The sequence below is a fragment of the Tropicimonas sp. IMCC34043 genome, from assembly GCF_003390845.1.
In the GTDB taxonomy this organism is placed as follows: Bacteria; Pseudomonadota; Alphaproteobacteria; order Rhodobacterales; family Rhodobacteraceae; genus Tropicimonas.
Genome location: NZ_QMEK01000003.1, coordinates 217,130 through 239,819 on the forward strand (window position 1 = coordinate 217,130; position 22,690 = coordinate 239,819).

General features: G+C 65.5%; 26 protein-coding genes. 23 read left to right on the forward strand and 3 right to left on the reverse strand.

Annotated features, from left to right (window positions below; translation table 11 throughout):
* Positions 1–2 precede the first annotated feature (2 nt).
* Positions 3–947 (reverse strand): dienelactone hydrolase, encoded by a 945-nt coding sequence (locus DQG17_RS13530; protein ID WP_116133375.1) that lies wholly within the window; start codon positions 945–947, stop codon positions 3–5.
* A 189-nt stretch (positions 948–1,136) separates the two neighbouring features.
* On the opposite strand from DQG17_RS13530, the gene DQG17_RS13535 reads away from it, so the two are divergent.
* The 23 genes from DQG17_RS13535 to DQG17_RS13645 all read left to right on the forward strand — a co-directional run bounded on the left by DQG17_RS13535 (position 1,137) and on the right by DQG17_RS13645 (position 20,343).
* Positions 1,137–2,048: an AraC family transcriptional regulator gene (locus DQG17_RS13535; RefSeq protein ID WP_116133376.1), complete on the forward strand. Its 912-nt coding sequence runs from the start codon at positions 1,137–1,139 to the stop codon at positions 2,046–2,048.
* A gap of 406 nt (positions 2,049–2,454) precedes the next feature.
* Entirely contained in the window at positions 2,455–2,889 is a 435-nt protein-coding gene (locus tag DQG17_RS13540) for a hypothetical protein (protein WP_157973611.1), read from the forward strand.
* The gene (locus DQG17_RS13545; protein WP_116133378.1) at positions 2,886–3,527 is read left to right on the forward strand and encodes a MotA/TolQ/ExbB proton channel family protein; all 642 of its coding nucleotides are present in this window, start codon (positions 2,886–2,888) and stop codon (positions 3,525–3,527) included. Before DQG17_RS13540 ends, DQG17_RS13545 begins: the two co-directional genes overlap by 4 nt.
* On the forward strand, positions 3,520–3,885 hold the full coding sequence (locus DQG17_RS13550; protein ID WP_198666120.1) for a biopolymer transporter ExbD: 366 nt from the start codon (positions 3,520–3,522) through the stop codon (positions 3,883–3,885). The genes DQG17_RS13545 and DQG17_RS13550 overlap by 8 nt, the downstream gene beginning before the upstream one ends.
* 4 nt (positions 3,886–3,889) lie before the next feature.
* Complete coding sequence (locus tag DQG17_RS13555) at positions 3,890–4,267, forward strand: biopolymer transporter ExbD (RefSeq protein ID WP_116133379.1); 378 nt, start codon at positions 3,890–3,892, stop codon at positions 4,265–4,267.
* Between the two features lie 26 nt (positions 4,268–4,293).
* Positions 4,294–5,466 carry an energy transducer TonB gene (locus DQG17_RS13560; protein ID WP_198666121.1) on the forward strand — a complete coding sequence of 391 codons (1,173 nt, stop codon included), beginning with the start codon at positions 4,294–4,296 and terminating at the stop codon, positions 5,464–5,466.
* A 194-nt stretch (positions 5,467–5,660) separates the two neighbouring features.
* The gene (gene secE / locus DQG17_RS13565; RefSeq protein ID WP_116133381.1) at positions 5,661–5,852 is read left to right on the forward strand and encodes a preprotein translocase subunit SecE; all 192 of its coding nucleotides are present in this window, start codon (positions 5,661–5,663) and stop codon (positions 5,850–5,852) included.
* Between the two features lie 249 nt (positions 5,853–6,101).
* Positions 6,102–6,635 carry a transcription termination/antitermination protein NusG gene (nusG, locus tag DQG17_RS13570; RefSeq protein ID WP_116133382.1) on the forward strand — a complete coding sequence of 178 codons (534 nt, stop codon included), beginning with the start codon at positions 6,102–6,104 and terminating at the stop codon, positions 6,633–6,635.
* Between the two features lie 163 nt (positions 6,636–6,798).
* On the forward strand, positions 6,799–7,251 hold the full coding sequence (gene rplK, locus DQG17_RS13575; RefSeq protein WP_116133383.1) for a 50S ribosomal protein L11: 453 nt from the start codon (positions 6,799–6,801) through the stop codon (positions 7,249–7,251).
* A 3-nt stretch (positions 7,252–7,254) separates the two neighbouring features.
* Entirely contained in the window at positions 7,255–7,953 is a 699-nt protein-coding gene (gene rplA / locus DQG17_RS13580) for a 50S ribosomal protein L1 (RefSeq protein ID WP_116133384.1), read from the forward strand.
* A 229-nt stretch (positions 7,954–8,182) separates the two neighbouring features.
* The gene (locus DQG17_RS13585; RefSeq protein WP_116133385.1) at positions 8,183–9,418 is read left to right on the forward strand and encodes a lytic murein transglycosylase; all 1,236 of its coding nucleotides are present in this window, start codon (positions 8,183–8,185) and stop codon (positions 9,416–9,418) included.
* 166 nt (positions 9,419–9,584) lie between these two features.
* On the forward strand, positions 9,585–10,649 hold the full coding sequence (gene selD, locus DQG17_RS13590) for a selenide, water dikinase SelD (RefSeq protein ID WP_116133386.1): 1,065 nt from the start codon (positions 9,585–9,587) through the stop codon (positions 10,647–10,649).
* Positions 10,650–10,981: 332 nt separating this feature from the next.
* A complete protein-coding gene (locus DQG17_RS13595; RefSeq protein ID WP_116133387.1) occupies positions 10,982–11,434 on the forward strand; it encodes a cytochrome c in 453 nt (150 codons plus the stop codon).
* 4 nt (positions 11,435–11,438) lie between these two features.
* Entirely contained in the window at positions 11,439–12,083 is a 645-nt protein-coding gene (locus DQG17_RS13600) for a cytochrome b/b6 domain-containing protein (RefSeq protein WP_116133388.1), read from the forward strand.
* Between the two features lie 54 nt (positions 12,084–12,137).
* The gene (crcB, locus tag DQG17_RS13605; protein ID WP_116133613.1) at positions 12,138–12,521 is read left to right on the forward strand and encodes a fluoride efflux transporter CrcB; all 384 of its coding nucleotides are present in this window, start codon (positions 12,138–12,140) and stop codon (positions 12,519–12,521) included.
* On the forward strand, positions 12,518–13,564 hold the full coding sequence (locus DQG17_RS13610) for an RluA family pseudouridine synthase (protein ID WP_116133389.1): 1,047 nt from the start codon (positions 12,518–12,520) through the stop codon (positions 13,562–13,564). Before crcB ends, DQG17_RS13610 begins: the two co-directional genes overlap by 4 nt.
* On the forward strand, positions 13,564–14,250 hold the full coding sequence (locus DQG17_RS13615; RefSeq protein ID WP_116133390.1) for an HAD-IA family hydrolase: 687 nt from the start codon (positions 13,564–13,566) through the stop codon (positions 14,248–14,250). Before DQG17_RS13610 ends, DQG17_RS13615 begins: the two co-directional genes overlap by 1 nt.
* Position 14,251: 1 nt before the next feature.
* Positions 14,252–14,968: an ATP12 family chaperone protein gene (locus tag DQG17_RS13620; protein ID WP_116133391.1), complete on the forward strand. Its 717-nt coding sequence runs from the start codon at positions 14,252–14,254 to the stop codon at positions 14,966–14,968.
* Between the two features lie 232 nt (positions 14,969–15,200).
* On the forward strand, positions 15,201–16,217 hold the full coding sequence (locus DQG17_RS13625; RefSeq protein ID WP_116133392.1) for an amino acid ABC transporter substrate-binding protein: 1,017 nt from the start codon (positions 15,201–15,203) through the stop codon (positions 16,215–16,217).
* Between the two features lie 136 nt (positions 16,218–16,353).
* Positions 16,354–17,673 (forward strand): amino acid ABC transporter permease, encoded by a 1,320-nt coding sequence (locus DQG17_RS13630; RefSeq protein WP_116133393.1) that lies wholly within the window; start codon positions 16,354–16,356, stop codon positions 17,671–17,673.
* 1 nt (position 17,674) lies between these two features.
* On the forward strand, positions 17,675–18,961 hold the full coding sequence (locus DQG17_RS13635) for an amino acid ABC transporter permease (protein WP_116133394.1): 1,287 nt from the start codon (positions 17,675–17,677) through the stop codon (positions 18,959–18,961).
* 9 nt (positions 18,962–18,970) lie between these two features.
* Positions 18,971–19,762, forward strand: coding sequence for an amino acid ABC transporter ATP-binding protein (locus DQG17_RS13640; RefSeq protein WP_116133395.1), 792 nt, complete (start codon positions 18,971–18,973; stop codon positions 19,760–19,762).
* Between the two features lie 206 nt (positions 19,763–19,968).
* Positions 19,969–20,343 (forward strand): 2Fe-2S iron-sulfur cluster-binding protein, encoded by a 375-nt coding sequence (locus tag DQG17_RS13645; protein WP_304466273.1) that lies wholly within the window; start codon positions 19,969–19,971, stop codon positions 20,341–20,343.
* A gap of 81 nt (positions 20,344–20,424) precedes the next feature.
* Here the strand turns inward: DQG17_RS13645 and DQG17_RS13650 are convergent, their stop codons facing one another.
* Together DQG17_RS13650 and DQG17_RS13655 are read right to left on the reverse strand one after the other, a co-directional pair.
* Entirely contained in the window at positions 20,425–21,453 is a 1,029-nt protein-coding gene (locus DQG17_RS13650) for an imelysin family protein (RefSeq protein WP_157973612.1), read from the reverse strand.
* Between the two features lie 164 nt (positions 21,454–21,617).
* Positions 21,618–22,682 carry a DUF1513 domain-containing protein gene (locus tag DQG17_RS13655; protein ID WP_116133397.1) on the reverse strand — a complete coding sequence of 355 codons (1,065 nt, stop codon included), beginning with the start codon at positions 22,680–22,682 and terminating at the stop codon, positions 21,618–21,620.
* Between the last annotated feature and the right edge of the window lie 8 nt (positions 22,683–22,690).

A 22,690-nucleotide genomic window follows, 5' to 3' on the forward strand; every position in this document is an offset into this window, starting at 1 on the left:
ATTCATCTCTGTTTCAACGTGATTTCCGCAATGGACCCCGCGCGTTCTTTCAGCGCGGACTGGCTTTGTGTCCAAGCGGCGGGCTCGATGGCGAACCTGCTCCTCAGCCAGGCCAGCGTCAGCCGCCGCGTGGCCTCCAGCGCGTCGGGCACCTCTGCTTCGGTTTCGCGCGCGTCCCACCCGGCGATGCCGCCAAGGCCATGGCCGACGCCGTTGATCGTCAGCAGGGCATCGGCCCCGGGGGCGTCATAAAAGGGATCCGCATGCCACTCGGGGCCACGGGGCGTGAAATGGGGATCGTCGTCGGCACCGCAAACCACGAGCGTCGGGATGCTGATACCGCTGAAGTCCACGTCGAAGAAGGGAAAGCGCTCCGCGTTTTCTTGTGTCAGGTCCGCGCCGCCTCGGCCCGGGGCCGCCAGCAGAATGCCGGCACGGATGCGCGGATCGGAAAAGTCCTCGCCCTGCAAGCGCGCGCCAAGGAGCAGGCCGCAGGTGAAGCCGCCGAAGGAATGTCCGGCCACCGCAATCCGCTCGTGGTCCAGCCGCCCGGCCACGGCCGGTGCCTGCCGCTCGACCTCGGCCAGTTGGTCAAGGATGGCGCGCATTTCCTCCACCCTCTCGCGCCAGAAGAAGGGCCCATTGGGCAGATCGGGGTCCAGCCCGCCGATCCGAGAGCTCGCTTGCGTCGGCTGGATAACGGCCAGCCCCCGTTCGGCCCAGAACTGGGCAAGCGGGGCGTAGCCGTCCTTGGAGGGGAGGTAGTTCGAGGGACCAAAGCCATGCGACAGGATAACGATGGGCAGGTCACCCCCGGCCGCCGGTGCGGTAAGGCGCAGCTCAAGCGGCTGGCGGCCCGGCATGGGCAGCCGGATCGGCGTATAGGCGACGGTTATGTCCGGCTCTGGCGTCGGCAGAGCGCGGGACAGGGTGATCAGTCTGTTCATGGGGCATTTCCTGTCGAAAGGGATGGCGGCATCGCATGGGTCACGCCGTGCCAGAAACCGGAGGAACAACCGGTGGCAAGAATACGGGGCATGTGACGTCTCCTTGTCTTGTGTGACAGAGAGATAGACGGCAGAAACTGATCGTTCTATATGCAGATGTCCATAATCATCAATAGATCGTCCAGATCCATGCTCGACAGTGCCTCAGATCCTCTTTCCAGCGTTGTCACCCTTCTCCGGCCTGCAGTCTCCATTTCAAAGATGGTCGAGGCTGGTGGCCAGTGGTTGGTAGAGCGTCACAACATGGCCAGCCCCTTCTACTGCGCGATGGTTGAAGGGCAGTGCCGGCTGCACGTCATCGGGCGCGATCCGGTCACGCTGAGGGCAGGAGATTTCGTGCTGATCCCCCACCTGCAGGGCTTCACCATGTCAAGCGAGGTGCCCCCGTCCCCGCATGTGCCTCGCCTTCCGCTTGAAACCGGCCCCGGGCTTTTCCGGCTTGGCCTGCCAGAGGCTCCGGTTGATGTTCGCGCCCTCGTCGGGCATTGCCGCTTCGATACGCCTGCAAGTGACCTGCTTGTGTCGCTGTTGCCAGAGATGATCCATGTCTCCGGCCAAGGCCGCCTGACCGCCCTTGTGCCCGTCATCCACGAGGAAACCCGTGCCGACCGACCGGGGCGCGAGATGATCCTGGAGCGACTGCTCGAAGTCCTGCTGATCGAGGCCCTGCGCTCGGGTCCGGCGGCGACCCTGCCGCCGGGGCTGCTGCGCGGCCTGTCGGATTCGAAACTGACCAGTGCATTGCAACGTATCCACACCGAGGCAGGGGGCGCTCTTTCCGTTTCAGAAATGGCGAAGGACGCCGGCATGTCGCGCTCTGGCTTCTTCGAACGGTTCCGCAGAGAGGTCGGCCGCGCGCCAATGGAATACGCGACCGACTGGCGCATGGCCGTCGCCAAGACCTTGCTGCGGCAGGGCGGGCTGACCATTACAGAGATCGCGCTGAAGGTCGGTTACGGATCTGCCAGCGCATTTGGACTGGCTTTTGTCCGACACGAGGGCCAGTCGCCAGGTGCGTTCGCAAACGATGACGGAAGTTAGAATTGGAAGCGGATGCCGATGACATCGATAATATGCGCCAACAGTCTTTGGCCACTATCGAATTTGGGCTCGGACCGACCCGGCGCGGGCGGCGTTGGGGGGGCGATGGAGGTTGAGCAGGTGGCGGGATCGGCCATTGTCCCGGCGGGGGGGATGACCAAGGCGCGAGTTCGCGGAGTTCATGAACGTCTCGCGCCCGGCGGTCAGCCAGTGGACTACGCGCAAGGTTCTCCTCGGGGACGCGATTGTCGGCGACGCCCGGTCATAGCTCCGAAGATCACATTGATGTAGACGTCCCTTCCGATCAGCCGGTGTCTGCGATATGGCCGTCCTTGTTCCGGGCCATGCCATCAGCGGTTGCATTTTACCCGCTCCCACCCCGAAAACTGGAATGAGGAGCCAGCTCATGTCGTTTCGTCGCTCTGCTCTAGCGGTATTGGTTTCTGTTGCAGTGCCCGTCATGGCGCTGGCCCAATCCGCCGAAGACGCGCCTCGACAACTTTCCCTGGAACTGAATGGGGTTCAGGACGTCGGCGGGGCGTGTCGTTTGACGTTCCTGGCGCAGAACCGGACGGGGACGGCGATTGACAAGGCCGTTTTCGAGACGGTGATCTTCGACACGTCGGGCGGGGTGATGCGGCTGTCGCTCTTTGATTTTCGCGAGTTGCCGGTGGATCGGCCACGGGTGCGGCAGTTCGATCTGCCGGAGATTCCCTGCGACACCATCGGAAATGCCCTGATCAATGGCGCAAACTCCTGTGTGATCGATGGCGCGGAGAGCCGCGTCTGTGACACGGAGCTTTCGCTTGGCAGCCGGATCGCAGTGGAGCTTCTCGGATGAGCATTCTTGGGGCTTTGCGCGAAGTTCTCGCGCTCGGCGGACCGGTGATCGGGGTCCTGCTTGTGATGTCGGTGCTGACGCTCGGGGTCACGCTCTACAAGATCTGGCAGTTCCTGGCCTCCGGCGTCGGCCGGCACCGGGTGCTCTCGGAGGCGCTGGCAGCCTGGGATGCGGGTGACCGGCGGTCGGCCCAGGACCGTCTCGCGCACAGCAGCAGCTACCTCGCGCCGCTCCTGGGCTCGGCGATGAACGCGCCGAGCCAGCCCGGGCTGAACGAACGGCTCGACGCCGAAGCCGCGGTGGCGCTTGCCGGGCTCGAGCGCGGTTTCCGGTTTCTTGACACGGTTGCACAGATGGCACCGCTTCTGGGGCTGTTTGGAACGGTCCTTGGCATGATCGACGCGTTCCAAAGCCTGCAGGCGGCCGGGTCTTCGGTCGATCCGTCGCTGTTGGCGGGCGGCATCTGGGTCGCCCTGCTGACCACAGCGGCCGGGCTGGCCGTTGCGATGCCGACCTCGATCATCCTTGCCTGGTTCGAAAGCCAAACTGCCCGCGAGCGGGTGTTCGCGGACAAGGCCTTGCGAACCGTCCTGGTACCGGGGCAGGGCGATCCTGCGGCCGCATCCACAGATGCGTAATTCCGCGCCCTTCGTGCGGCGCCCCGTGTCGCTGACCCCGTTGATCGACGTGATCTTCCTTCTTCTGCTGTTCTTCATGCTGTCCTCTACCTTTGCAAAATTCGGCGAGATCGAATTGAGCCAGGCGGCACCCGGCGGGGCAGGTCAGGGAGCACCGGCCGAACGGGTCTTCGTGCAGCTTGGCGCCGAGCGGCTGGTCCTGAATGGCATGCCGGTCGGACTGGATGTCATCGCCGAGCAGATCGAAACCGGGCAGGTTCTGGTCAGCCTCGACGCCGACACCACGGCTCAGCGGTTGACGGACCTGCTGGTACGACTGCGCGGACGCGCCGACCTGTCGGTCATTGTTCTGGAGTGAACGCATGATCCGCCCGGCCCCTTCCCGCCGCAAGCGCGATGCGACCATTGCCCTGATCAACGTCGTCTTCTTGATGTTGGTCTTTTTCCTGATCGCCGGAACGGTCGCGCCGCCGCTCTCACCCGACCTGGAGCTTGTGGACACCTCCGGCCTTGAGGGGCGCGAGCCGCCGGACGCGCTTGTGCTGCACGCAGATGGCAGGTTGAGCTTTCGTGGCTCGGACGCCGATCCGGAGACCTACATGGCCGGCCATGACACGGGGACGGTGCGGATCGTCCCCGACCGCAATGTCCCGGCGCGCCGCCTGATCGAGGTCACGGGCAGCCTGCGCCGCAACGGCGCCTCGTCCGTCATCCTGGTGACCCGGCGGGCGCTCGAGTGATCCGGCAATCGGCCACCATCGCGGCATTGGCCATCCTGGTTTCGCTGCTTGTCCACTTCTTCGGCGTGACCGCCGCCTTTCGCACCCCGCCGGACCAATCCGACACGGGCGCGGCAAGCGACAGCGTCGCCTTGGGTCAGGCTTTCGAAGACATGGCCGAGGCGCCGTCAGACCCGGTGCCGCCCGAACCCGCCCCCGTCCCGCCCGTGGAGGACGCGCCGGAGCCGGCGCCGCCAACCACGCTGGCGCTCGTCGCCTCGGACGATCCCAGGGACACCAAAACCCCGGACCTCGGTGTGGCGAAGGAGGTGCAGCCCGACACTGTCGAACCGTCAGCCCCGAAGACGAGCGATGTTCCAGAACCCGAGGCGCTGGAACCGGTCGGGAGCGAGGCCACTGCGACGGCCGAAGCGGCAGTCGTGCCGCCAGTAGAATCCGCTGCCGCAGCCGAGCCGCTGGAAACTCCGGAGGACGGGTCTGAAGACCCGGTCGAGGCAGGGCCCCTCGCGCCTGCTCCCAGTCCTTCGAGTGCGCGTGCGCCCGCGCCAACGGCCGACGCGCCGCAACAGGTTGCCGCGGTGCCGGAACAAGTCTCGCCGACCCTGCCTGTCACGCCAGCACCTACCCCGTCTGTGGTCCCGGTCGTTCCGACCGAAAGCGAGGCGGTTGACTCAGCTCTCCCCACAACGATGGCCCAGCCTACGCCAGAGATTATGGAGACCACGCCGGACGACGGGGAGATCGGCGGATCCGATCTGGCTGTATCCTCGTCGATGCGCCCAAAGGCGCCAACCCGCCGCCCTGCCGCGCAGTTCACACCGCAGGGCGGAAGCGGTTCTGCGCCCCGAGTGGTTATTGAATCGCCGCTGACGACCTATCAGCGCGAAAGAACCCTGTCCGGCGGGAGCCTTGGCGGCGGGTCCCGACAATCGGGGAACGCCTCGGTCACCAACTATGCCGGGCAGGTCCTTGTCCATCTGAACAATATGCCCAAGGTCCGAAACCATGCCCGGGGAACGGCCATGGTGACATTCGAGATCAATCTCGATGGATCATTGGCCTGGGTCACGGTCTCGCGAAGCACCGGCACGCTCGAACTGGACAGCGAAGCCAGAGCGCAGATCCGACGCGCGGCCCCCTTCCCGCGCCCCCCGAAAGGGGCAAACCGCAGGATCACCTTTACCTATCTGGCCAACTGACCCGGACCGTTGCCGGACGAAGCGCCGGGAACCGGATGACCGTTGCCCTCCCTGTTTGGCGCGCGCCGCGCCTGCCACGCCTTCATCACACCGGGTGGATCGGGGGGGGGATCGGGCAAAGCCTGCTTGAAATGCGCGGCTGGCAGGCGTATGTGCGGCGCCTGAACCACTAGATCGCAAGCGCAGGACCGACCATGGCCAACCCTCTCCAGTTCATGCAGCAGGTGCGTACCGAAGTCGGCAAGGTCGTCTGGCCGTCGCGCCGCGAGGTATTCCTGACCACGGTGATGGTCTTGTGCCTGGCAATCGTGACCTCGTTGTTCTTCTTCCTTGTGGACCTGCTGATCCGCGGTGGACTGACACAAGTCCTGCGCTTCTTCGGCTGAGGCTTCCTCGGCGGGGTCCCGCAAGGCCGGCATCGCCGCGATACGCCCTTGTCAATCAGGGGCACCGGCGCTAAGTCGGGCAAACTTTCCCCAGCCGGCGTGCATCGATTCGGGTCGCACGCCGATTTTTGTTTGGGGTGCGTGCAACCGTGGCGGCGGTAATGCTGCCGCGATCTCGCGGGACGACGGGGCCAGACGGGAAACCGGATGGTCCGGCTGGCAACAGGACAAGCAAGGGCAATACGGGCGATGGCGAAGCGTTGGTACTCGGTGAGCGTCCTCTCGAACTTCGAGAAGAAGATCGCCGAACAGATCCGGGTCGATGTCGCCTCCGCCGGTCTCGAAGACGAGATCGACGAGGTGCTGGTCCCCACTGAAGAAGTAATCGAGGTGCGTCGCGGCAAGAAGGTGACGGTCGAACGTCGTTTCATGCCGGGGTACGTGCTGGTCCACATGGAGATGTCCGACCGCGGCTATCACCTTGTGACCTCGATCAACCGGGTGACCGGGTTCCTTGGCCCGCAGGGTCGGCCGATGCCGATGCGCGACTCAGAGGTCAACCTGATCCTGAACCGGGTCGAGGAAGGCGCCGAGGCGCCGCGGTCCCTGATCATCTTCGAGATCGGCGAACAGGTGAACGTGACCGACGGACCCTTCGAGGGGTTCACCGGCATGGTCGAGGAAGTCGACGACGAGGCGCAGCGCCTGAAGGTGATGGTATCGATCTTCGGCCGGGCAACCCCGGTCGAACTGGAGTTTGCCCAGGTCTCGAAAGAGATCTGAGGCTGGCGGCGGGGCGATGCCCCGCCTTGCGGCGTTCGCGCCGTTCGTTCGCGGGAGGCAAGGGCACGCGTGTCCGAACCGCACCGCGCTGACCATGGGGCACGACGCGTTGTGCCCTTACCAGGGCGGGGTTCCCCCCTGCCGATGACAAAGGAGTGGCCACATGGCCAAGAAACTTATTGGCACCCTGAAGCTTCAGGTGCCCGCCGGCAAGGCGAACCCGTCGCCGCCCGTTGGTCCCGCACTGGGTCAGCGCGGCATCAACATCATGGAGTTCTGCAAGGCGTTCAACGCCAAGACGCAGGAAATGGAAGTCGGCGCGCCGTGCCCGACCGTCATCTCCTACTATCAGGACAAGTCCTTCACGATGGACATCAAGACGCCGCCGGCGTCGTACTATCTGAAGAAGGCTGCCGGCCTTGCTCCTGTGGGCAAGCGTAACCGCCCCAAGGGGTCGGTGAAGCCCGGCCACGACATGGTGGCCAGCGTGACCGCGGCGCAACTGCGCGAGATTGCCGAAGCCAAGATGAAGGATCTGAACGCCACCAGTGTCGAAGGTGCGATGAAGATCATCCTGGGCTCGGCCCGTTCCATGGGCATCGAGGTCAAGGGGTAAGTCATGGCAAAGCTTGGAAAACGCACCCGCGCAGCCCGTGAGGCATTTGCCGGCAAGGAAGATCTGACCGTCGAGGCAGCGGTTGCGCTGATCAAGGGCGCGGCCTCGGCCAAGTTCGACGAGACGCTCGAAGTCGCGCTGAACCTCGGCGTCGATCCGCGCCACGCCGACCAGATGGTCCGCGGCAAGGTCACGCTGCCGAACGGCACCGGCAAGACCGTGCGCGTCGCCGTCTTCGCCCGTGGCGACAAGGCTGACGAGGCCACCGCGGCCGGCGCCGACATCGTGGGCGCCGAGGACCTGATGCAGGAAATCCAGGGCGGCACGATCAACTTCGATCGTTGCATCGCGACCCCGGACATGATGCCGATCGTCGGCCGTCTGGGCAAGATCCTGGGCCCGCGCAACCTGATGCCGAACCCCAAGGTCGGCACCGTGACCATGGACGTTGCCGAGGCGGTGAAAAGCGCCAAGGGCGGCGAAGTCCAGTTCAAGGTCGAAAAGGCCGGCGTCATCCATGCCGGCATCGGCAAGGTGTCGTTCGGCGAGGCTGAACTGGTCGAGAACGTGCGCGCCTTCTGCGATGCCGTGGCCAAGGCGAAGCCCGCCGGTGCCAAGGGCAGCTACATGCAGAAGATCTCGCTCAGCTCGACCATGGGTCCGGGCGTGTCGGTCGAAGTTTCCTCGGCCATCGTGATCTGAGCGGACGCTCGATCTGGATGAATGACGAAAAGGGCGCCTTCGGGCGCCCTTTTTCATGTCTGCCTGGCCCTTTGCGACGCGATCTTCAGAAGGTCCGCTGCCACAGGGGCGGTCAGGTCTGGGAGGGAAAGCCCGCGGTCCCGTCGTGTGGGTGCTTTCAGGATGATGCGACCCGTCATAGGATGGGGCGAGGCAAATCGAGCGCAAAAAAACACTGGCGGGGAAAATCATGCAGGCAAGCAGACGGACATTCTTGGCAGGCGTTGCTGCAACGGCATTGACGGCCTGTTCGGGCGGGACAGCGGGCACCTCGCGTGCCGCGCCCTCGCAGATGAAGACAGCGCCCAATCCGGCCTATGATGCCTGGGTCGCAGCGTTCAAGCCGCGCGCCTCCGCCGCGGGCATCTCGCAATCCACCATCGACAGCGCCTTTCGCAACGCGGGCTTCCTGCCCGGCGTGATCGAGAAGGACCGCAGCCAGACCGAGTTCACCCGTTCGCTCGAGGACTATCTGGCCATCGCCGCCTCGGACGAGCGGATCTCGATGGGCAAGACGGCGCTGCGCCAGCAGGCCAACACGCTCGCCGCGATCGAGGCGCGGTACGGCGTCGATCCGCAGGTCGTGGTGGCGATCTGGGGGATGGAGAGCAAATACGGCACGCGGCGCGGCGACATCCCGGTCATCTCCTCGCTCTCGACCCTGTCGTTCGAAGGGCGGCGCGGGGCGTTCTTCGAGCAGCAGTTGATTGCCGCGCTGAAGATCCTGCAACGGGGCGATGTCAGCCCCGAGCGGATGACCGGAAGCTGGGCGGGCGCGATGGGGCATACCCAGTTCATCCCGACCTCGTACCTGGCCTATGCGGTCGATTTTACCGGCGATGGCCGGGCCGACATCTGGTCGGACGATCCGACCGACGCGCTGGCCTCGACTGCGGCCTATCTGCAGCGCTCGGGCTGGCGGCGTGGCCAGCCCTGGGGGATCGAGGTGCGGCTGCCGGCGGGATTCAACACCGGGCTTGCCGGCCGTGGCAATGCCCGCAGTGCAGGCGCCTGGACAGCGATGGGGGTCACGACGATGGGCGGGGGTCCGTTGCCCGACTATGGCTCGACGGCAATCCTGATCCCGCAGGGACCGCGGGGGCCGGCCTTTGCGGTGTTCCACAACTTCAATGTCATCCTGCGGTACAACAATGCCGAAAGCTATGGCATCGGGGTCGGGCATCTGTCGGACCGGATCCTTGGCAAGCCGCCGGTTCAGGCCTCGTTCCCGCCCGACGCGCAGGGCATGACCATCGACGACCGGAAGGAACTGCAGCGGCGGCTGACCGCAAAAGGTTTCGACACCGGCGGGACCGACGGGGTGATCGGGGCCAATACGCTGGCCGCGATCTCGGCCTATCAGGCGTCTGCGGGGCTGCCGGTGACCGGGCAGCCGTCGATGGCGTTGTTGCAACGGCTGCGGTGACCGGGTGGGTGGAAAACCGGCCTGCAATCAAGGTATTGTGGGCCGGCTCAAGGTTGTGTCGGGACCGGGCAGGCGGGCGCGCCGGTCGGACCCGACCCGGCGTTGACAGTGTCGGCCGGCGGGTCTAGCCCTCGGCCCGACACTGCCGCGCCGCCGGAGGCCCCACATGACCGCGCCCGTCCCGACACCCGAACCCCGCCTGACTTCGCTGTCCCACGGCGGCGGATGTGGCTGCAAGATCGCGCCGGCGGTGCTGACCGAGATCCTGCGCGAGACCGTCACCATGACCCTGCCCGAGGAGGTTCTGGTCGGCGCGGGCACCGCTGACGACGCGGCGGTCTATCGCCTGAACGAGACGCAGGCGCTGGTCGCCACCACCGATTTCTTCATGCCGATTGTTGACGACCCGTTCGATTTCGGCCGGATCGCGGCGACCAACGCCATCAGCGACGTCTATGCCATGGGCGGGCGGCCGATCATGGCGCTGGCGCTGGTCGGGATGCCGATCAAGGTGCTGTCGCCGCAGACCATTGCCCGGATCCTCGAAGGCGGGGCGAGTGCGGCGCGCGGCGCCGGCATCCCGGTTGTCGGCGGCCATTCGATCGACTCGGTCGAGGCGATCTATGGTCTGGTGGCGCTTGGCCTCGTGCATCCCGACCGGGTCAAGACCAACGCGGGCGCACGGGCGGGCGACGTGCTGGTGCAGGGCAAACCGCTGGGCGCGGGCGTGTTGTCGGCGGCGCTGAAGGCGGGCGAGCTCGACCCGGCCGGATACGCAAGGATGATCGCGGTCACCACGCAGCTGAACACGCCCGGACCCGATCTGGCGGATCTCGACACGGTGCACGCCATGACCGACGTCACAGGCTTTGGCCTTGCTGGGCATGCGCTCGAGATGGCGCGCGCCTCGGGGCTTGAGGCGCGGATCGACTGGGCCTCGGTCCCTTTCATCGCGGGGGTGCGCGACCTTGCGGCCGCGGGCCACATCACCGGCGCCTCGGGCCGGAACTGGGCCAGCTATGGTGCCGAGATCGCGCTGCCCGAGGGCTTCCCCGACCTCGACCGGGCGCTGCTGACCGATCCGCAGACCAGTGGCGGGCTGCTGGTTGCCTGCGCGCCCGAGGCGCTGGTCGAGGTACTGGCGATCTTCCGCCGCCACGGGTTTGAGGAAACCGCGGTGGTGGGCGAGATGGTCGAGGCGTCGGGGCCAACGCGGGTGAGCCTCGGCTGACCCAAGCTGTCGCGCGGGCGGGATCGCCCCTGCGCCGGTGAAGTCCGTCGCAAGGCATGATTGCCGCGCATCAAACCTGCCTGCGCGTTGCCGGGCTCCGACGATCCGCCGCGGCCGTGCCCCGGATGCCTGCGGGTCGGGCCTGACCTCAAAACTCTGACTGGGTGTCCCGATCTTTCGGATGCGCACATCCTTGTGATGCTGCCGCCGCATTGCACGTTTACGCGAGGTCGCTACATAGCTTCAGAAAATTGTTGCAGAAATCCGCGACGGAAGTCGCATTCGTTATCGTATCACCCGGGAAACCGCCGCAAACCGCAAGGAGACCAGCCATGCGCAAATTGATTATCACAGCCATCATCCTGACCCTTCCGAGCCTCGCCATGGCCCAGACCCCGACCGAGATGGTCAAGGCCCGCCAGGAGCAGATGAAGGCCTTCGGCAAGCAGGTCGGGGTCTTTGCCGCGATGGCCAAGGGTCAGGTGGACTACACCCCCGAAGCCGCGCAGGCCGCCGCCGACACGCTGGCCGCCGAAGTCGCCAAGGTCAACGAGTCGCTCTGGGCGCCCGGGACCTCTTCGGCCGACCTGCCGGGCGTGTCCGAGGCCAAGCCGGCATTGTGGGAAAACTATGAAAAGGTCGCGACGCTGATGGGCAATCTGAAGACCGAGACGGCCAACATGCAGCAGCAGGCGGGCTTGGGCAAACCCCAGATGCTGAAGGCGCTTGGCGCACTCGGCGAGACCTGCCGGGCCTGCCACAGCGACTACAAGCTGGACGACTGATCCCATGGCCGGTGAATCGCGGAATCCTCACGAACTTCACAAAGTGCGCCTGTGGGACCCCGGGCTGCGCCTGTTTCACTGGGCGCTGGCGATCTGCGTCACAGCCGCATGGCTTCTGGGTGAATTCGGCCCGGGGATCATGACCCTGCATTTCTACTTCGGTTATGCGGTGATCGGGCTGCTGGCGTTCCGGCTGATCTGGGGCCTCTTCGGCCCCTGGCCGGCGCGGTTCCGCGACTTCCTCTATGGTGCGGGCACGGTGTCGCGCTATCTGCGCGGGGCGCGTGCCCGCAAGCCGAGCTATTGGCCGGGGCACAACCCGATCGGTGCGCTGTCGGTCTTTGCTGTGCTGGGGGCGCTGGCGCTTCAGGTCTATACCGGGCTTTATTCGAACCCGGATGACTTCATCAACTATGGCCCGCTCTATGATCCAGCGGGTGCCGGCGCCAGTACCTGGGCGACCGGAGTGCACCGCGCCATGGCGCCGGTCATCCTAGCCCTGATCTTGCTGCACATCGGGGCAATCGTTTTCTACAAGGTGTGGAAGCGCGAGAACCTCGTGACGCCGATGATCACCGGTCTGAAGGTGGTCGAAGGGCCTGTGCCTGCCGGACGTGTGATCGAGAAGGTGACGGACAGGGCCGCCTGAGCGGCCCCGCCCTTGACATCGCGCCGCCGGCGCAGGACATGCAGCGGCATGACGATGTTTCTGACCGCCCTGCAAGTCGCGTTCGGCGGCGCCATTGGCGCCACCTGCCGATATCTCGTGAACGTCACGATGAAATCCCTGCTGGGGATCGGCTTCCCTTGGGGCACGCTGACGGTGAACATCGTCGGCTCGTTTCTTATGGGGGCGGTCGTGGTCCTGCTGGAGCGCAAGGGGGCGAACCATGTTGCCGCTTTTGTCATGACCGGCGTTCTCGGCGGCTTCACCACGTTCTCTGCATTCTCGCTCGATGCGATCTTCCTGCTGGAAGGTGGCCGGACCGCGGTCGCGCTTGTCTATATCACCGCTTCGGTGCTGGTGTCGCTGGCGGCGCTGGTCTTTGGCCTGACGCTGACGCGCGGTCTGGTGCCACTGCCATGAGCCGCGTTCAACAGATCCAGATCGGCGACGGCGAAGGCGACCAGCGGCTCGACCGCTGGCTGCGCCGGCGGTTCCCCCATGTCTCGCAGGGCCGGATCGAAAAACTTTGCCGCAAGGGCGAGATCCGGCTCGACGGTCAGCGCGTCAAGCCTGCGACGCGGATCGAGGTGGGCCAGATCGTGCGGGTTCCGCCGTTGCCCGACGTGGGCGACCTGCCGCCGCGGTCCGCCCCGGAACTGGTGTCCGATGCCGACGCCGAGATGATCCGCGATGCGGTGCTCTACCGCGACGACTATATCGTGGTGCTGAACAAGCCGGCGGGCCTGCCGACCCAGGGCGGCACCGGCCAGACCCGCCATGTCGACGGCCTTGCCGAGGCGCTGCGTTTCGGGTTCGAGGAAAAGCCGCGGCTGGTCCACCGGCTCGACAAGGATACTTCGGGCGTGCTGGTGCTGGCCCGGACCCGGGCGGTCGCGGGCGCATTGACCGATGCCTTCCGGTCCCGTGAGACGCGCAAGATCTATTGGGCTGTGGTGGCCGGGGTTCCGATGCCGCGGATGGGCACGATCCGCTTCGGGCTGATCAAGGCGCCGGGCCACGGCGCCGGCGGCGAGGGCGAGAAGATGCGCTGCATCCACCCCCGCGAGGTCGATGCCACCGAAGGCGCCAAGCGGGCAACCACCGATTATGCCGTGCTTTCGGCGCTTGGCGGGCGGCTGAGCTGGGTCGCGCTGGTGCCGATCACCGGCCGCACCCACCAGCTGCGCGCCCATATGGCCGAGATCGGCCATCCGATCATGGGCGACGGCAAGTATGCCGGCTCGGGGCAGGAGAATCTGGGCGACGGCTGGGGCGCCGGGCTTGGCGGCGGGCTGTCGCGCAAGCTGCACCTGCACGCGCGCTCGCTGAGCCTGCGCCACCCGGTGACTGGCGCCCGCCTGACCCTGACAGCGCCGCTGCCGCCGCATATGGTGCGCACCTGGGAAACGCTCGACTGGAACGCCGCCGACGTGCCCGAGGATCCTTTCGCCGAGGAAATGTGATGGACGCCGCCCCCTTGCGCCTTGTCGTCTTCGATGTCGACGGCACCCTGGTGGACAGCCAGGCCCACATCATGGCCGCGGTGGTATCAGCCTTCGGCGCAATCGGTGCCGCATCGCCGTCCCTGTCCGCGGTGCTGTCGATTGTCGGGCTGTCATTGCCCGTGGCCATGGCGCGCCTTGCCCCGGATCTCGATCCTGCAAGCCACGATGCGCTGGTCGCGGCCTACAAGGACAGCTTTTCCAGCAACCGTGCCGCGGGCGATCCGCAGCAGATGTCGCCGCTGTATCCCGGCACGCGGGCGGTTCTTGATGGGCTGCTGGCGCGTGACGACCTGCTGGTCGGGCTTGCCACCGGCAAGTCGCGGCGCGGGCTTGATCACGTATTGGCAGCGCACGGGCTGACCGGCGCCTTTGCGACCGAACAGGTCGCCGACCATCACCCGTCGAAACCGCATCCCGCGATGTTGCTGGCGGCACTGGCCGAGACCGGGGCAGAGCCGGGCGATGCGGCGATGGTGGGCGACACGACGTTCGATATCGAGATGGGGCGTGCCGCCGGCTTTGCCACCATCGGCGTGGCCTGGGGCTATCACCCGGTTGCGGCACTGCATGCCGCGGGCGCCGATGTGGTGATCGACGAATGGGACGCTTTGCCAGGTGCGCTTCAGGCGATCTGGGGCCGCTGACATGGCCGATTGGAAGATCAAGCGGTTCTGGAAGGCGGCCGAAGCGGTTGCGGCCGGGGACGGCTGGACGATTACGCTCGACGGCCGCCCTGTGCGGACCCCGGCCAAGGCGCCGCTGATCGTGCCGAGTCGGGCGCTTGCGCAACGCCTCGTTCTGGAATGGGACGCTCAGGAGGGCGAGATCGACCCGCTGAGCATGCCGATGACGCGCTCGGCCAATGCGGCAATCGACAAGGTGGTGCCGCAATTCGCCGAAGTGTCAGAGCTGATCGCGGCCTATGGCGAGACCGACCTTTGCTGCTATCGCGCCGAGGCACCCGAAGCGCTGGTGGCGCAGCAGGCCGAGGCCTGGGACCCGCTGCTCGACTGGGCGGCCTCTGCCTTCGCGGCGCCGCTTCGGGTCACGGTCGGCATTGCGCCGGTGCCGCAGCCAGAGGCGAGCCTTGTCGCCCTGCGACAGCGGGTTGCAGCCGAGGACGCCTTTGCCCTGACCGCGCTCCACGATCTCGTTGCGCTGTCGGGGTCGCTGGTTCTGGGACTTGCCGCGATTGAAGGCGTGCTGGATCCCGACGAGCTTTGGCGCAGGTCGCGCATCGACGAGATCTGGCAGGAAAATCAGTGGGGCGCGGACGAAATGGCCGTAACGTCAGCTTCGATCAAGCATGCGGCGTTTTTGCATGCCTTGGAGTTCTATCGACTTTCTCGACCCCACGCCTGAAAACTGACCTGCTCTTTCGGCAGATGCCCAAAATCTGGTCTAGCGCGTCGAAACCCTCCTGATCCTGATCCAAAGCCCCCAAGGGGGTGGACCCGGTCTTGACGTCGTTTAACGAATTTGCCCAAGGTTTATTCACGGAGAAGCGATGTTTCCCCGTACTAATTCGTTTGGGCTCTGAAGCTCAACAAAAGCCCCGTCGGTCAGGCACGGGTACCATCAGGAAGAGGAAAAGATGAAAAAATCAGTATTCGTTGGGGCCTTGGCGCTTGCCGGTCTGTCTGCAGGTGTTGCGGCCGCGGGCACGTTGGACGACGTCAAGGCACGCGGCAAGCTGAACTGCGGGACCAACACGGGTCTCGTCGGTTTCGCCGCCCCGGACGCGAATGGCGAGTGGAAGGGTTTTGACGTTGCAGTGTGCCGGGCACTTGCCGCCGCGGTGCTGGGCGATGCGATGGCGGTCGAATTCGTGCCGACCACCGGCAAGACCCGCTTTACGGCCCTCGCCTCGGGCGAGATCGATGTGCTGGCGCGCAACACCACCTGGACCTTCACCCGCGACGTCGACCTCAAGTTCGATTTCGTTGGCGTGAACTATTATGACGGCCAGGGCTTCATGGTGCCGAAGTCGCTCGGCGTCTCCTCGGCCAAGGAACTCGACGGCGCCACGATCTGCATCCAGACCGGCACCACGACCGAGTTGAACCTCGCCGACTTCTTCCGCAAGAACAACATCAGCTACGAGCCGGTGCCGGTCGAGACCGACAACGAGGCCCAGCAGCAATACCTGGCCGGTGCCTGCGACGCCTATACCACCGATGCGTCCGGCCTTGCCGCTGTCCGCGCCACTTTCGAAAACCCGCAGGACCAGATCCTGCTGCCCGAGATCATTTCCAAGGAGCCGCTGGGCCCCCTCGTTCGCCACGGCGACAACGAATGGGGCGACGTGGTGCGCTGGACCCTGTTCGCGCTGGTTGCGGCCGAAGAGCTTGGCATCACCTCGGCCAATATCGAGGAACTGTCGAACGGCACCGACAACCCCGAAATCAACCGTATCCTCGGCACCGAAGGATCGCTGGGCGAGATGCTGGGGCTCGATCCGCTCTGGGCCAAGCGGGCCATCTCGGCCGGCGGCAACTATGGCGAACTGTTCGAGAAGAACATCGGCGTGAACACTCCGATCGGCCTTGCGCGCGGCCTGAACGCGCAGTGGACCGAGGGCGGCCTGCAATACGCGCCGCCGTTCCGCTGAGTAGATTTGCCCGGATGCTGGTGCCCCTGCCAGCCTCCGGGCGCTTCCCGCCGAATCCACAAACCGGGCCCGCGGAACGGAGGCCAGAGCCGGTCTTCGAAACGGGCTGACGGACAGAAACAGGGACAATTGCCTCATGACAGAACTGGCCGATCCGCCGAAGGAGTCGTTCAGGCTCGGTATGCTGATCTACGACACCCGCTACCGATCGCTGACGATCCAGGTCGTCGCACTGATCGGGTTCCTGGTTCTCGTCGGGTGGCTGATCAACAACACTGCCAACAACCTGGCCACGCTGGGCAAGCCGATAAACTTCAGCTTCCTGAACGACACGGCGGGCTATGACATCAACCAGCGCCTGCTCGACTACAACTCCCAGTCCACGCACTGGCGCGCGGCGGTCATGGGCCTTCTCAACACGCTTCTGGTCGCGTTCCTCGGCTGTGTGACCGCGACGATCATCGGCATTGTGGTCGGCGTGCTGCGACTGTCGAACAACTGGCTCGTCGCGCGGCTGATGACGATCTATGTCGAGACCTTCCGCAACGTTCCGGTACTGCTTTGGATCGTGTTTTCCATGGCCCTGCTGATCGAAACCCTGCCGTCGCCGCGGGATTTCCGGGGCGATGACCCGGCCGCATCCATGGTCCTGTTCGACAGCGTGGCGATCACCAACCGCGGGATCTATATTCCCGAGCCGTTGTTCAGCCGCGGGTTCGGCGACATCCCGGTGTTTCCCGACCGTTCGAGCGAGGCCTGCGTGGCGCCCGAACCGGGGGCTCTTCTGAACGATTCCTGCGGTCTGTTCCAGATCAGCCTGAACCTGATCGCGATCCTTGCCGTGACCGGTGCCGGGCTTTGGGGATCGAGGCGCATTCGTCGCCGCGCCGACCGCATCCAGGCCGAAACCGGGGATCGCCCGACCACCTGGTATCTGCGACTCGGGGTTGCATTGGTGCCGCTTGTGGGGCTGCTCTGGGCGCTTGGCTTCCACCTCGGCCTGCCCGAACTCAAGGGGTTCAACTTTGTCGGCGGGACACATCTGCGCAACTCGTTGATTGCGCTGTGGTTTGCGTTGTCGCTCTATACCGCGTCGTTCATCGCCGAGATCGTGCGCGGCGGGATCCTGGCAATCTCGAAAGGCCAGACCGAGGCGGCCGCCGCGCTCGGGCTGCGTCCGAAGCGGATCATGAACCTGGTGATCCTGCCACAGGCGCTCAGGATCATCATTCCGCCGCTGATCTCGCAGTACCTGAACCTCACCAAGAACTCGTCGCTGGCGATCGCGGTGGGCTACATGGACCTGACCGGCACGTTGATGGGGATCACCCTGAACCAGTCCGGCCGCGAGCTTGAGGCGGTGCTGCTCGGCATGCTTATCTATCTCGGGATCTCGCTTTCGATTTCGGGGGTCATGAACTGGTACAACAACCGCGTGAAACTGGTGGAGCGCTAGGATGCACAAGACCCAATTCGTCCGCACCCAGATGCTTGAACCCGAGGAGCCGCCTGTGTCCAGCCGGGGAATGGTCGGCTGGCTTCACGCGAACCTGTTCTCGAATGCGTTCAACGCGGTGCTCAGCCTGCTGTCGCTGGCGGCGATCTACTGGATCCTGTCGCAAGTCCTTCCCTGGATGTTCTCGCCGACCTGGTACGGGACATCGCTGGAAAATTGCCGCGAGATCAACGGTCCGGCGGGCGGTGCCTGCTGGGGCGTGATCCGGGAACGCTGGCTGCAGCTTCTGTTCGGCTTCTATCCGTCCGAGCTCTATTGGCGTCCGATCGCGACCTTCCTGCTGCTGGCGGTGGCTTTGGCGCCGGTGCTGTTCACGTCGGTGCCGCGCAAACTGATGTACTTTACCGCCGTCTACCCGTTCCTCATGCCCTGGCTGCTTTGGGGCGGCTCGATCTGGAACCCGATCGTCGCGGCGATGGGCTTTGCTCTCGGCTATGGCGTCTATCGGGTGATCTATGACCACTTCGGCAACCTCGCGGCGTCAATCGGTGCCCTGGTTGCGCCGGTGCTGTGGTGGCTGTTCCTGGCCGCCCCGGCATCGAGCCTGTTGCAAGGCGTGATCCCCCTGGGGATCGAGCCGGTGCAGAGCCGGCTGTTCGGTGGCTTCATGCTGTCGCTGACCATCGGCGTCGTCGGCATCGCGCTGTCGTTGCCGCTTGGCATCCTGTTGGCGCTGGGGCGGCAGTCGGACCTGCTGATCGTGCGGTCGCTGTCTGTGGGCTTCATCGAGTTCATCCGGGGCGTGCCGCTGATCACGCTGTTGTTCGTGGCCTCGACGCTGCTGAACATCTTCATGCCGCCGGGGACGAACTTTGACATTATCCTGCGGGTCATCATCATGGTCACGCTGTTCGCCGCGGCCTACATGGCCGAGGTGATCCGTGGCGGTCTTGCTGCGCTGCCGAGGGGACAGTACGAGGCCGCGGACGCGCTCGGGCTCGACTTCTGGCTGGCACAGCGGCTGGTCATCATGCCCCAGGCGCTGAAGATCTCGATCCCCGGGATCGTTTCGACCTTCATCGGCATGTTCAAGGACACGACACTGGTGTCGATCATCGGCCTGCTCGACCCCTTGGGCCTGCTCCGCTCGATCCGTGCCGACGCCAACTGGAACGGAATCGTATGGGAGCTTTACGGTTTTGTCGCCCTCCTGTTCTTCATTGCCTGTTTTTCGATGTCTCGCTATTCCTTGTATCTTGAGCGCAAGCTCCGGACAGGGCATCAATAAGGAGCCGCCATGTCAGACGCCGCCCAAATTCCTGCCCCCAACCGACCCACGCTGACGGTCTCGGATCAAGTCGCGATCCAGATCACCCACATGAACAAGTGGTACGGCCAGTTCCACGTGCTGCGGGACATCAACCTGACCGTCTATGAGGGCGAGCGGATTGTCATTGCCGGCCCGTCCGGGTCGGGCAAGTCGACCCTGATCCGCTGCATCAACAGGCTCGAGGAACATCAGAGCGGATCTATCCTTGTCGACGGAACCGAACTGAGCTCGGATCTGAAGAACATCGACAAGATCCGTTCCGAAGTCGGGATGGTGTTTCAGCACTTCAACCTGTTCCCGCATCTGACCATCCTCGAGAACTGCACGCTGGCGCCGATCTGGGTCCGCAAGGTCCCGCGCCGGGAGGCGGTCGAAACCGCCATGCATTTCCTCGAGAAGGTCAAGATCCCCGAGCAGGCCAACAAGTTTCCGGGCCAGCTCTCGGGTGGGCAGCAGCAGCGGGTCGCAATCGCGCGCTCGCTTTGCATGAAGCCCAAGATCATGCTGTTCGACGAACCGACCTCGGCGCTCGACCCCGAGATGATCAAGGAGGTTCTCGACACCATGATCGAACTCGCGGAGGAGGGCATGACCATGCTCTGCGTCACCCACGAGATGGGGTTTGCGCAGGCTGTGGCGAACCGGGTGATCTTCATGGACCAGGGTCAGATCGTCGAACAGAACGAGCCCTACGAGTTCTTCAACAACCCGAAGTCCGATCGCACCAAGCTGTTTCTCAGCCAGATCCTCGGTCACTGAGCCGCCCGGCACCCGGTTGCGCCGACTTTGTCGGCTTCGCACCAGTGTGCTGTCGTCTTCCCCACAATCTGCCGCTCGGGCACGGCGCCTGGGCGGGCATGGCGGCTGGCACGCTGCTTGCTGTGGAACTGCAGGACGCGCAACCGGCTCAGCCGAGCCACCGCCGCCCTGGTCCGGAAGGATGACGGGGTGGCCAGCAAAGGGCTATGACCATGGCAATTGTGACCTTCACCTCTCCGACGATGCGCAAGAACAAGACCGTCTATGCGATCGCCGGAGACACCAAGACGATTCTGGTTCTGGCCGAGCAGAACCACGTTCCGATCCCGTTCGAATGCCGCGACGGCGAGTGCGGTTCCTGCCTGATCGAAGTGAGCTATGACAAGCCGACCGAACGGAATGCCATCGCCTTCACCGAAAAGGAAAAGATCAAGCTCAAGGAGCTGGGCAAACTGACCGAACAGGAAATCCAGGACGCGGAAATCAGCGACCTGCCGCCGCGCTATCGCCTGGCCTGCCAGTTCATCGCGCGCGACGAGGATGTGACCATTACCTTTACCGGCGAACCGGGCGGCGCCTGAGCCGACCGGGCAGCAAGGCTTGCCCCGAGAGATCGAGAGCGGACCCCGCACGGGGTCCGCTGGCGTGTTGCCTTACCCGGTTCAGTCACCATCCGCGGCGCTGAAGCCAAGCTCGACCCCCAGTTCGGGGCCGATCGCAAGGTCGAGATATTCCCGCAGATTGTTGACCCGGCTCTGGGCCGCCTCCACCCTGATCCTGGTGCCGGGGTCGGCCACGGCGTCGGAAATCGGCATGCCGATGTCCCGCAAGCGGCGTTCGGCGATGCCGATCTGGCTGTCGAAACTTTCCCGCTTCCCGGCTGGCACGGCCTCGGCGAAGCCATCGTCCATCAGTTCGGCGACGCCGGCAAGCTGGGCCGCGGCGATCTCAGCCGTCAGGCCCGAACGCCATGCTTCGGCCCGGGTGGGATAACTTGCCTCGAACGTGCCGAGCGGGCGGGCGAGGCGTGCATCGGCCACGCGGTCGAGCCCGAAGTCGACGGCGGTAAAAAGGACCGCCGTGAATTCGGCGTCATTGCGATAGACCGGATTGTCGGGGCCGGCGCTGCGCACCAGATCGGCCCATCCGCCCGGTGCGAACCAGCCTTCAAAAAGCGCCTGCGCCGTCTGATCGAGATAGCCCGAGATCCCGACGATGGCCGGGCAGGTGGGGCGGTCGGTGGTCAGCAGCAATTCGATTGCCGGCAAGCCCTGGATCGCGGCAGAGCTTGCAGCGATGGTGGCGGGCGCGGCCTGCGCGGCCTCGGGCTGCTCCAGCAGTCCGTCAAGCGCGCGTCCGACGAAGTTCTTCTTGTCCGGCCAGAAATTGACGCTGAGCGCCGCGCCGGTCTGTTCGACCGGGCCGAACTGATAACTGTCGAGCGGCGCCCAGGCGCGCCAGGTGGCGGCGAAAGCGGCGTTCAGGTCGGCGCCATCCCCGGTGCCGGCGCAAAACGCGGCAGAGGTCCCGGCGAGGACGCCGGTCGCATCGCGGAAGGCGCCGAACTGGCGTTCGAGCACGACAAGCGAGCGGTCGCGCAGCGCGGCGTGGTCAGGACCTTGCTGGGCCGCGGCCGGAAAGGGAAGGGCGAGGGCGCAAAGGAGCAAGGCTGCGCGGGATATCTGGACCATTTGGGTCTCCGGTGGGGCGGCAGGGCGGCGGGATGGCGGGCGCCCCGAGGATGCCGAAGCGGGCCGGTGGGGGCAAGCCAAGGCTGGCAACGGCCCGGCGGCCTCACGGCCGCTGCGTCGCTGTGGGTTCAAGGCGCTTTGCCTGTGGCGGTCCGGACCTGTCATCAGCCGATCGGGACCAGATGGTTATCCCACGACCAGTCGCCCGGCACGGGGACGAAACGGGTGCCGCGGCTGTCGCCGATCTGCAGGCCGCCCGCCACCGTGATCGCGATGCCCTCGGGGGCCACGGCGGCACCCGCCGCGACCGGCAGGCTGCGCGCCGACAAGGGGGCGCCGGTCGCTGCATCGAAAAACAGCACCGCATCGCCAAAAGGTCCGGTCACCACGATCTCGCGCCGGTCGCGGGTAAAGGCGATGGAACCGGCATATTGCTTCAGCATCGCCGTGTGTGGGTGATCGTGAAGCCGCAGCGCCTCGCCCCGCCGGTGGGTGGCGACCAGCGGTACCTGCTGCAGCGGGTTGCCCTGCCATTGCAGCCCGATGGCAAGCCCGCCCGCGGTATCGGTGGCGAGATGGCGGATCGCGTTCAGCCGCATCGCGGGCTCGGGGGCGACCTGTTCCAGAATCTCGCCCTCGGGCGACATGTAGGTCAGGTTCGATTGCATGGTCGGCAGGTTCAACTTGGCGCGCTCCGACTCGGGGCGGGTCTGGATGCCGCCGTTGGCGATGGCGAAATTGCCGTCGGGCAGCCGCAGCATCTCGTGCGGGCCAATCCCGCCCGAGGGGATTTCGTCGACCCGGGCATAGCCGTTGGCGGCATCCCAGACGCCAAGCCGTCCGTCCGGGATCTCCCAGGCGTTTTCGGTTGTCAGAAGATAGCGGCCGTCCGCGGTGAAGGCGCCGTGGCCATAGAAATGCCGCTCTTCCGGCGATTGCAGCCGGGTCAGGACCTTGCCGGTCGCGCAATCGACCACATCTGCAAAGGTGCCGGGGCGGCGGGCGATGGTGACGGCCTCGGCCCGGTCGGGGTGAAGCGCTGCCGCATGGCCGCGGCCCGGGACGGGGTGCGAGAACAACACCGTTCCCCCGGCATCGAGCCCGACGATCCAGGTCGACTTGTCGGGCCGGGCGGCTGCGGTGACATAGCGCGGCGCGCCGATCTCGGCCCAGCTTGGCGTTGCCAGCAGGGCGGCCGTGGAGGCGGCAAGGAAGTGACGGCGGCGCATGGCAGTCT

What these genes read in the sequence shown, in the direction of transcription:
- DQG17_RS13530 (WP_116133375.1), bottom strand. Translation starts at nt 947, where the DNA reads ATGAACAGACTGATCACCCTGTCCCGCGCTCTGCCGACGCCAGAGCCG.
- DQG17_RS13535 (WP_116133376.1), top strand. Translation starts at nt 1,137, where the DNA reads ATGCTCGACAGTGCCTCAGATCCTCTTTCCAGCGTTGTCACCCTTCTC.
- DQG17_RS13540 (WP_157973611.1), top strand. Translation starts at nt 2,455, where the DNA reads ATGTCGTTTCGTCGCTCTGCTCTAGCGGTATTGGTTTCTGTTGCAGTG.
- DQG17_RS13545 (WP_116133378.1), top strand. Translation starts at nt 2,886, where the DNA reads ATGAGCATTCTTGGGGCTTTGCGCGAAGTTCTCGCGCTCGGCGGACCG.
- DQG17_RS13550 (WP_198666120.1), top strand. Translation starts at nt 3,520, where the DNA reads ATGCGTAATTCCGCGCCCTTCGTGCGGCGCCCCGTGTCGCTGACCCCG.
- DQG17_RS13555 (WP_116133379.1), top strand. Translation starts at nt 3,890, where the DNA reads ATGATCCGCCCGGCCCCTTCCCGCCGCAAGCGCGATGCGACCATTGCC.
- secE (WP_116133381.1), top strand. Translation starts at nt 5,661, where the DNA reads ATGGCCAACCCTCTCCAGTTCATGCAGCAGGTGCGTACCGAAGTCGGC.
- nusG (WP_116133382.1), top strand. Translation starts at nt 6,102, where the DNA reads ATGGCGAAGCGTTGGTACTCGGTGAGCGTCCTCTCGAACTTCGAGAAG.
- rplK (WP_116133383.1), top strand. Translation starts at nt 6,799, where the DNA reads ATGGCCAAGAAACTTATTGGCACCCTGAAGCTTCAGGTGCCCGCCGGC.
- rplA (WP_116133384.1), top strand. Translation starts at nt 7,255, where the DNA reads ATGGCAAAGCTTGGAAAACGCACCCGCGCAGCCCGTGAGGCATTTGCC.
- DQG17_RS13585 (WP_116133385.1), top strand. Translation starts at nt 8,183, where the DNA reads ATGCAGGCAAGCAGACGGACATTCTTGGCAGGCGTTGCTGCAACGGCA.
- selD (WP_116133386.1), top strand. Translation starts at nt 9,585, where the DNA reads ATGACCGCGCCCGTCCCGACACCCGAACCCCGCCTGACTTCGCTGTCC.
- DQG17_RS13595 (WP_116133387.1), top strand. Translation starts at nt 10,982, where the DNA reads ATGCGCAAATTGATTATCACAGCCATCATCCTGACCCTTCCGAGCCTC.
- DQG17_RS13600 (WP_116133388.1), top strand. Translation starts at nt 11,439, where the DNA reads ATGGCCGGTGAATCGCGGAATCCTCACGAACTTCACAAAGTGCGCCTG.
- crcB (WP_116133613.1), top strand. Translation starts at nt 12,138, where the DNA reads ATGTTTCTGACCGCCCTGCAAGTCGCGTTCGGCGGCGCCATTGGCGCC.
- DQG17_RS13610 (WP_116133389.1), top strand. Translation starts at nt 12,518, where the DNA reads ATGAGCCGCGTTCAACAGATCCAGATCGGCGACGGCGAAGGCGACCAG.
- DQG17_RS13615 (WP_116133390.1), top strand. Translation starts at nt 13,564, where the DNA reads ATGGACGCCGCCCCCTTGCGCCTTGTCGTCTTCGATGTCGACGGCACC.
- DQG17_RS13620 (WP_116133391.1), top strand. Translation starts at nt 14,252, where the DNA reads ATGGCCGATTGGAAGATCAAGCGGTTCTGGAAGGCGGCCGAAGCGGTT.
- DQG17_RS13625 (WP_116133392.1), top strand. Translation starts at nt 15,201, where the DNA reads ATGAAAAAATCAGTATTCGTTGGGGCCTTGGCGCTTGCCGGTCTGTCT.
- DQG17_RS13630 (WP_116133393.1), top strand. Translation starts at nt 16,354, where the DNA reads ATGACAGAACTGGCCGATCCGCCGAAGGAGTCGTTCAGGCTCGGTATG.
- DQG17_RS13635 (WP_116133394.1), top strand. Translation starts at nt 17,675, where the DNA reads ATGCACAAGACCCAATTCGTCCGCACCCAGATGCTTGAACCCGAGGAG.
- DQG17_RS13640 (WP_116133395.1), top strand. Translation starts at nt 18,971, where the DNA reads ATGTCAGACGCCGCCCAAATTCCTGCCCCCAACCGACCCACGCTGACG.
- DQG17_RS13645 (WP_304466273.1), top strand. Translation starts at nt 19,969, where the DNA reads ATGACCATGGCAATTGTGACCTTCACCTCTCCGACGATGCGCAAGAAC.
- DQG17_RS13650 (WP_157973612.1), bottom strand. Translation starts at nt 21,453, where the DNA reads ATGGTCCAGATATCCCGCGCAGCCTTGCTCCTTTGCGCCCTCGCCCTT.
- DQG17_RS13655 (WP_116133397.1), bottom strand. Translation starts at nt 22,682, where the DNA reads ATGCGCCGCCGTCACTTCCTTGCCGCCTCCACGGCCGCCCTGCTGGCA.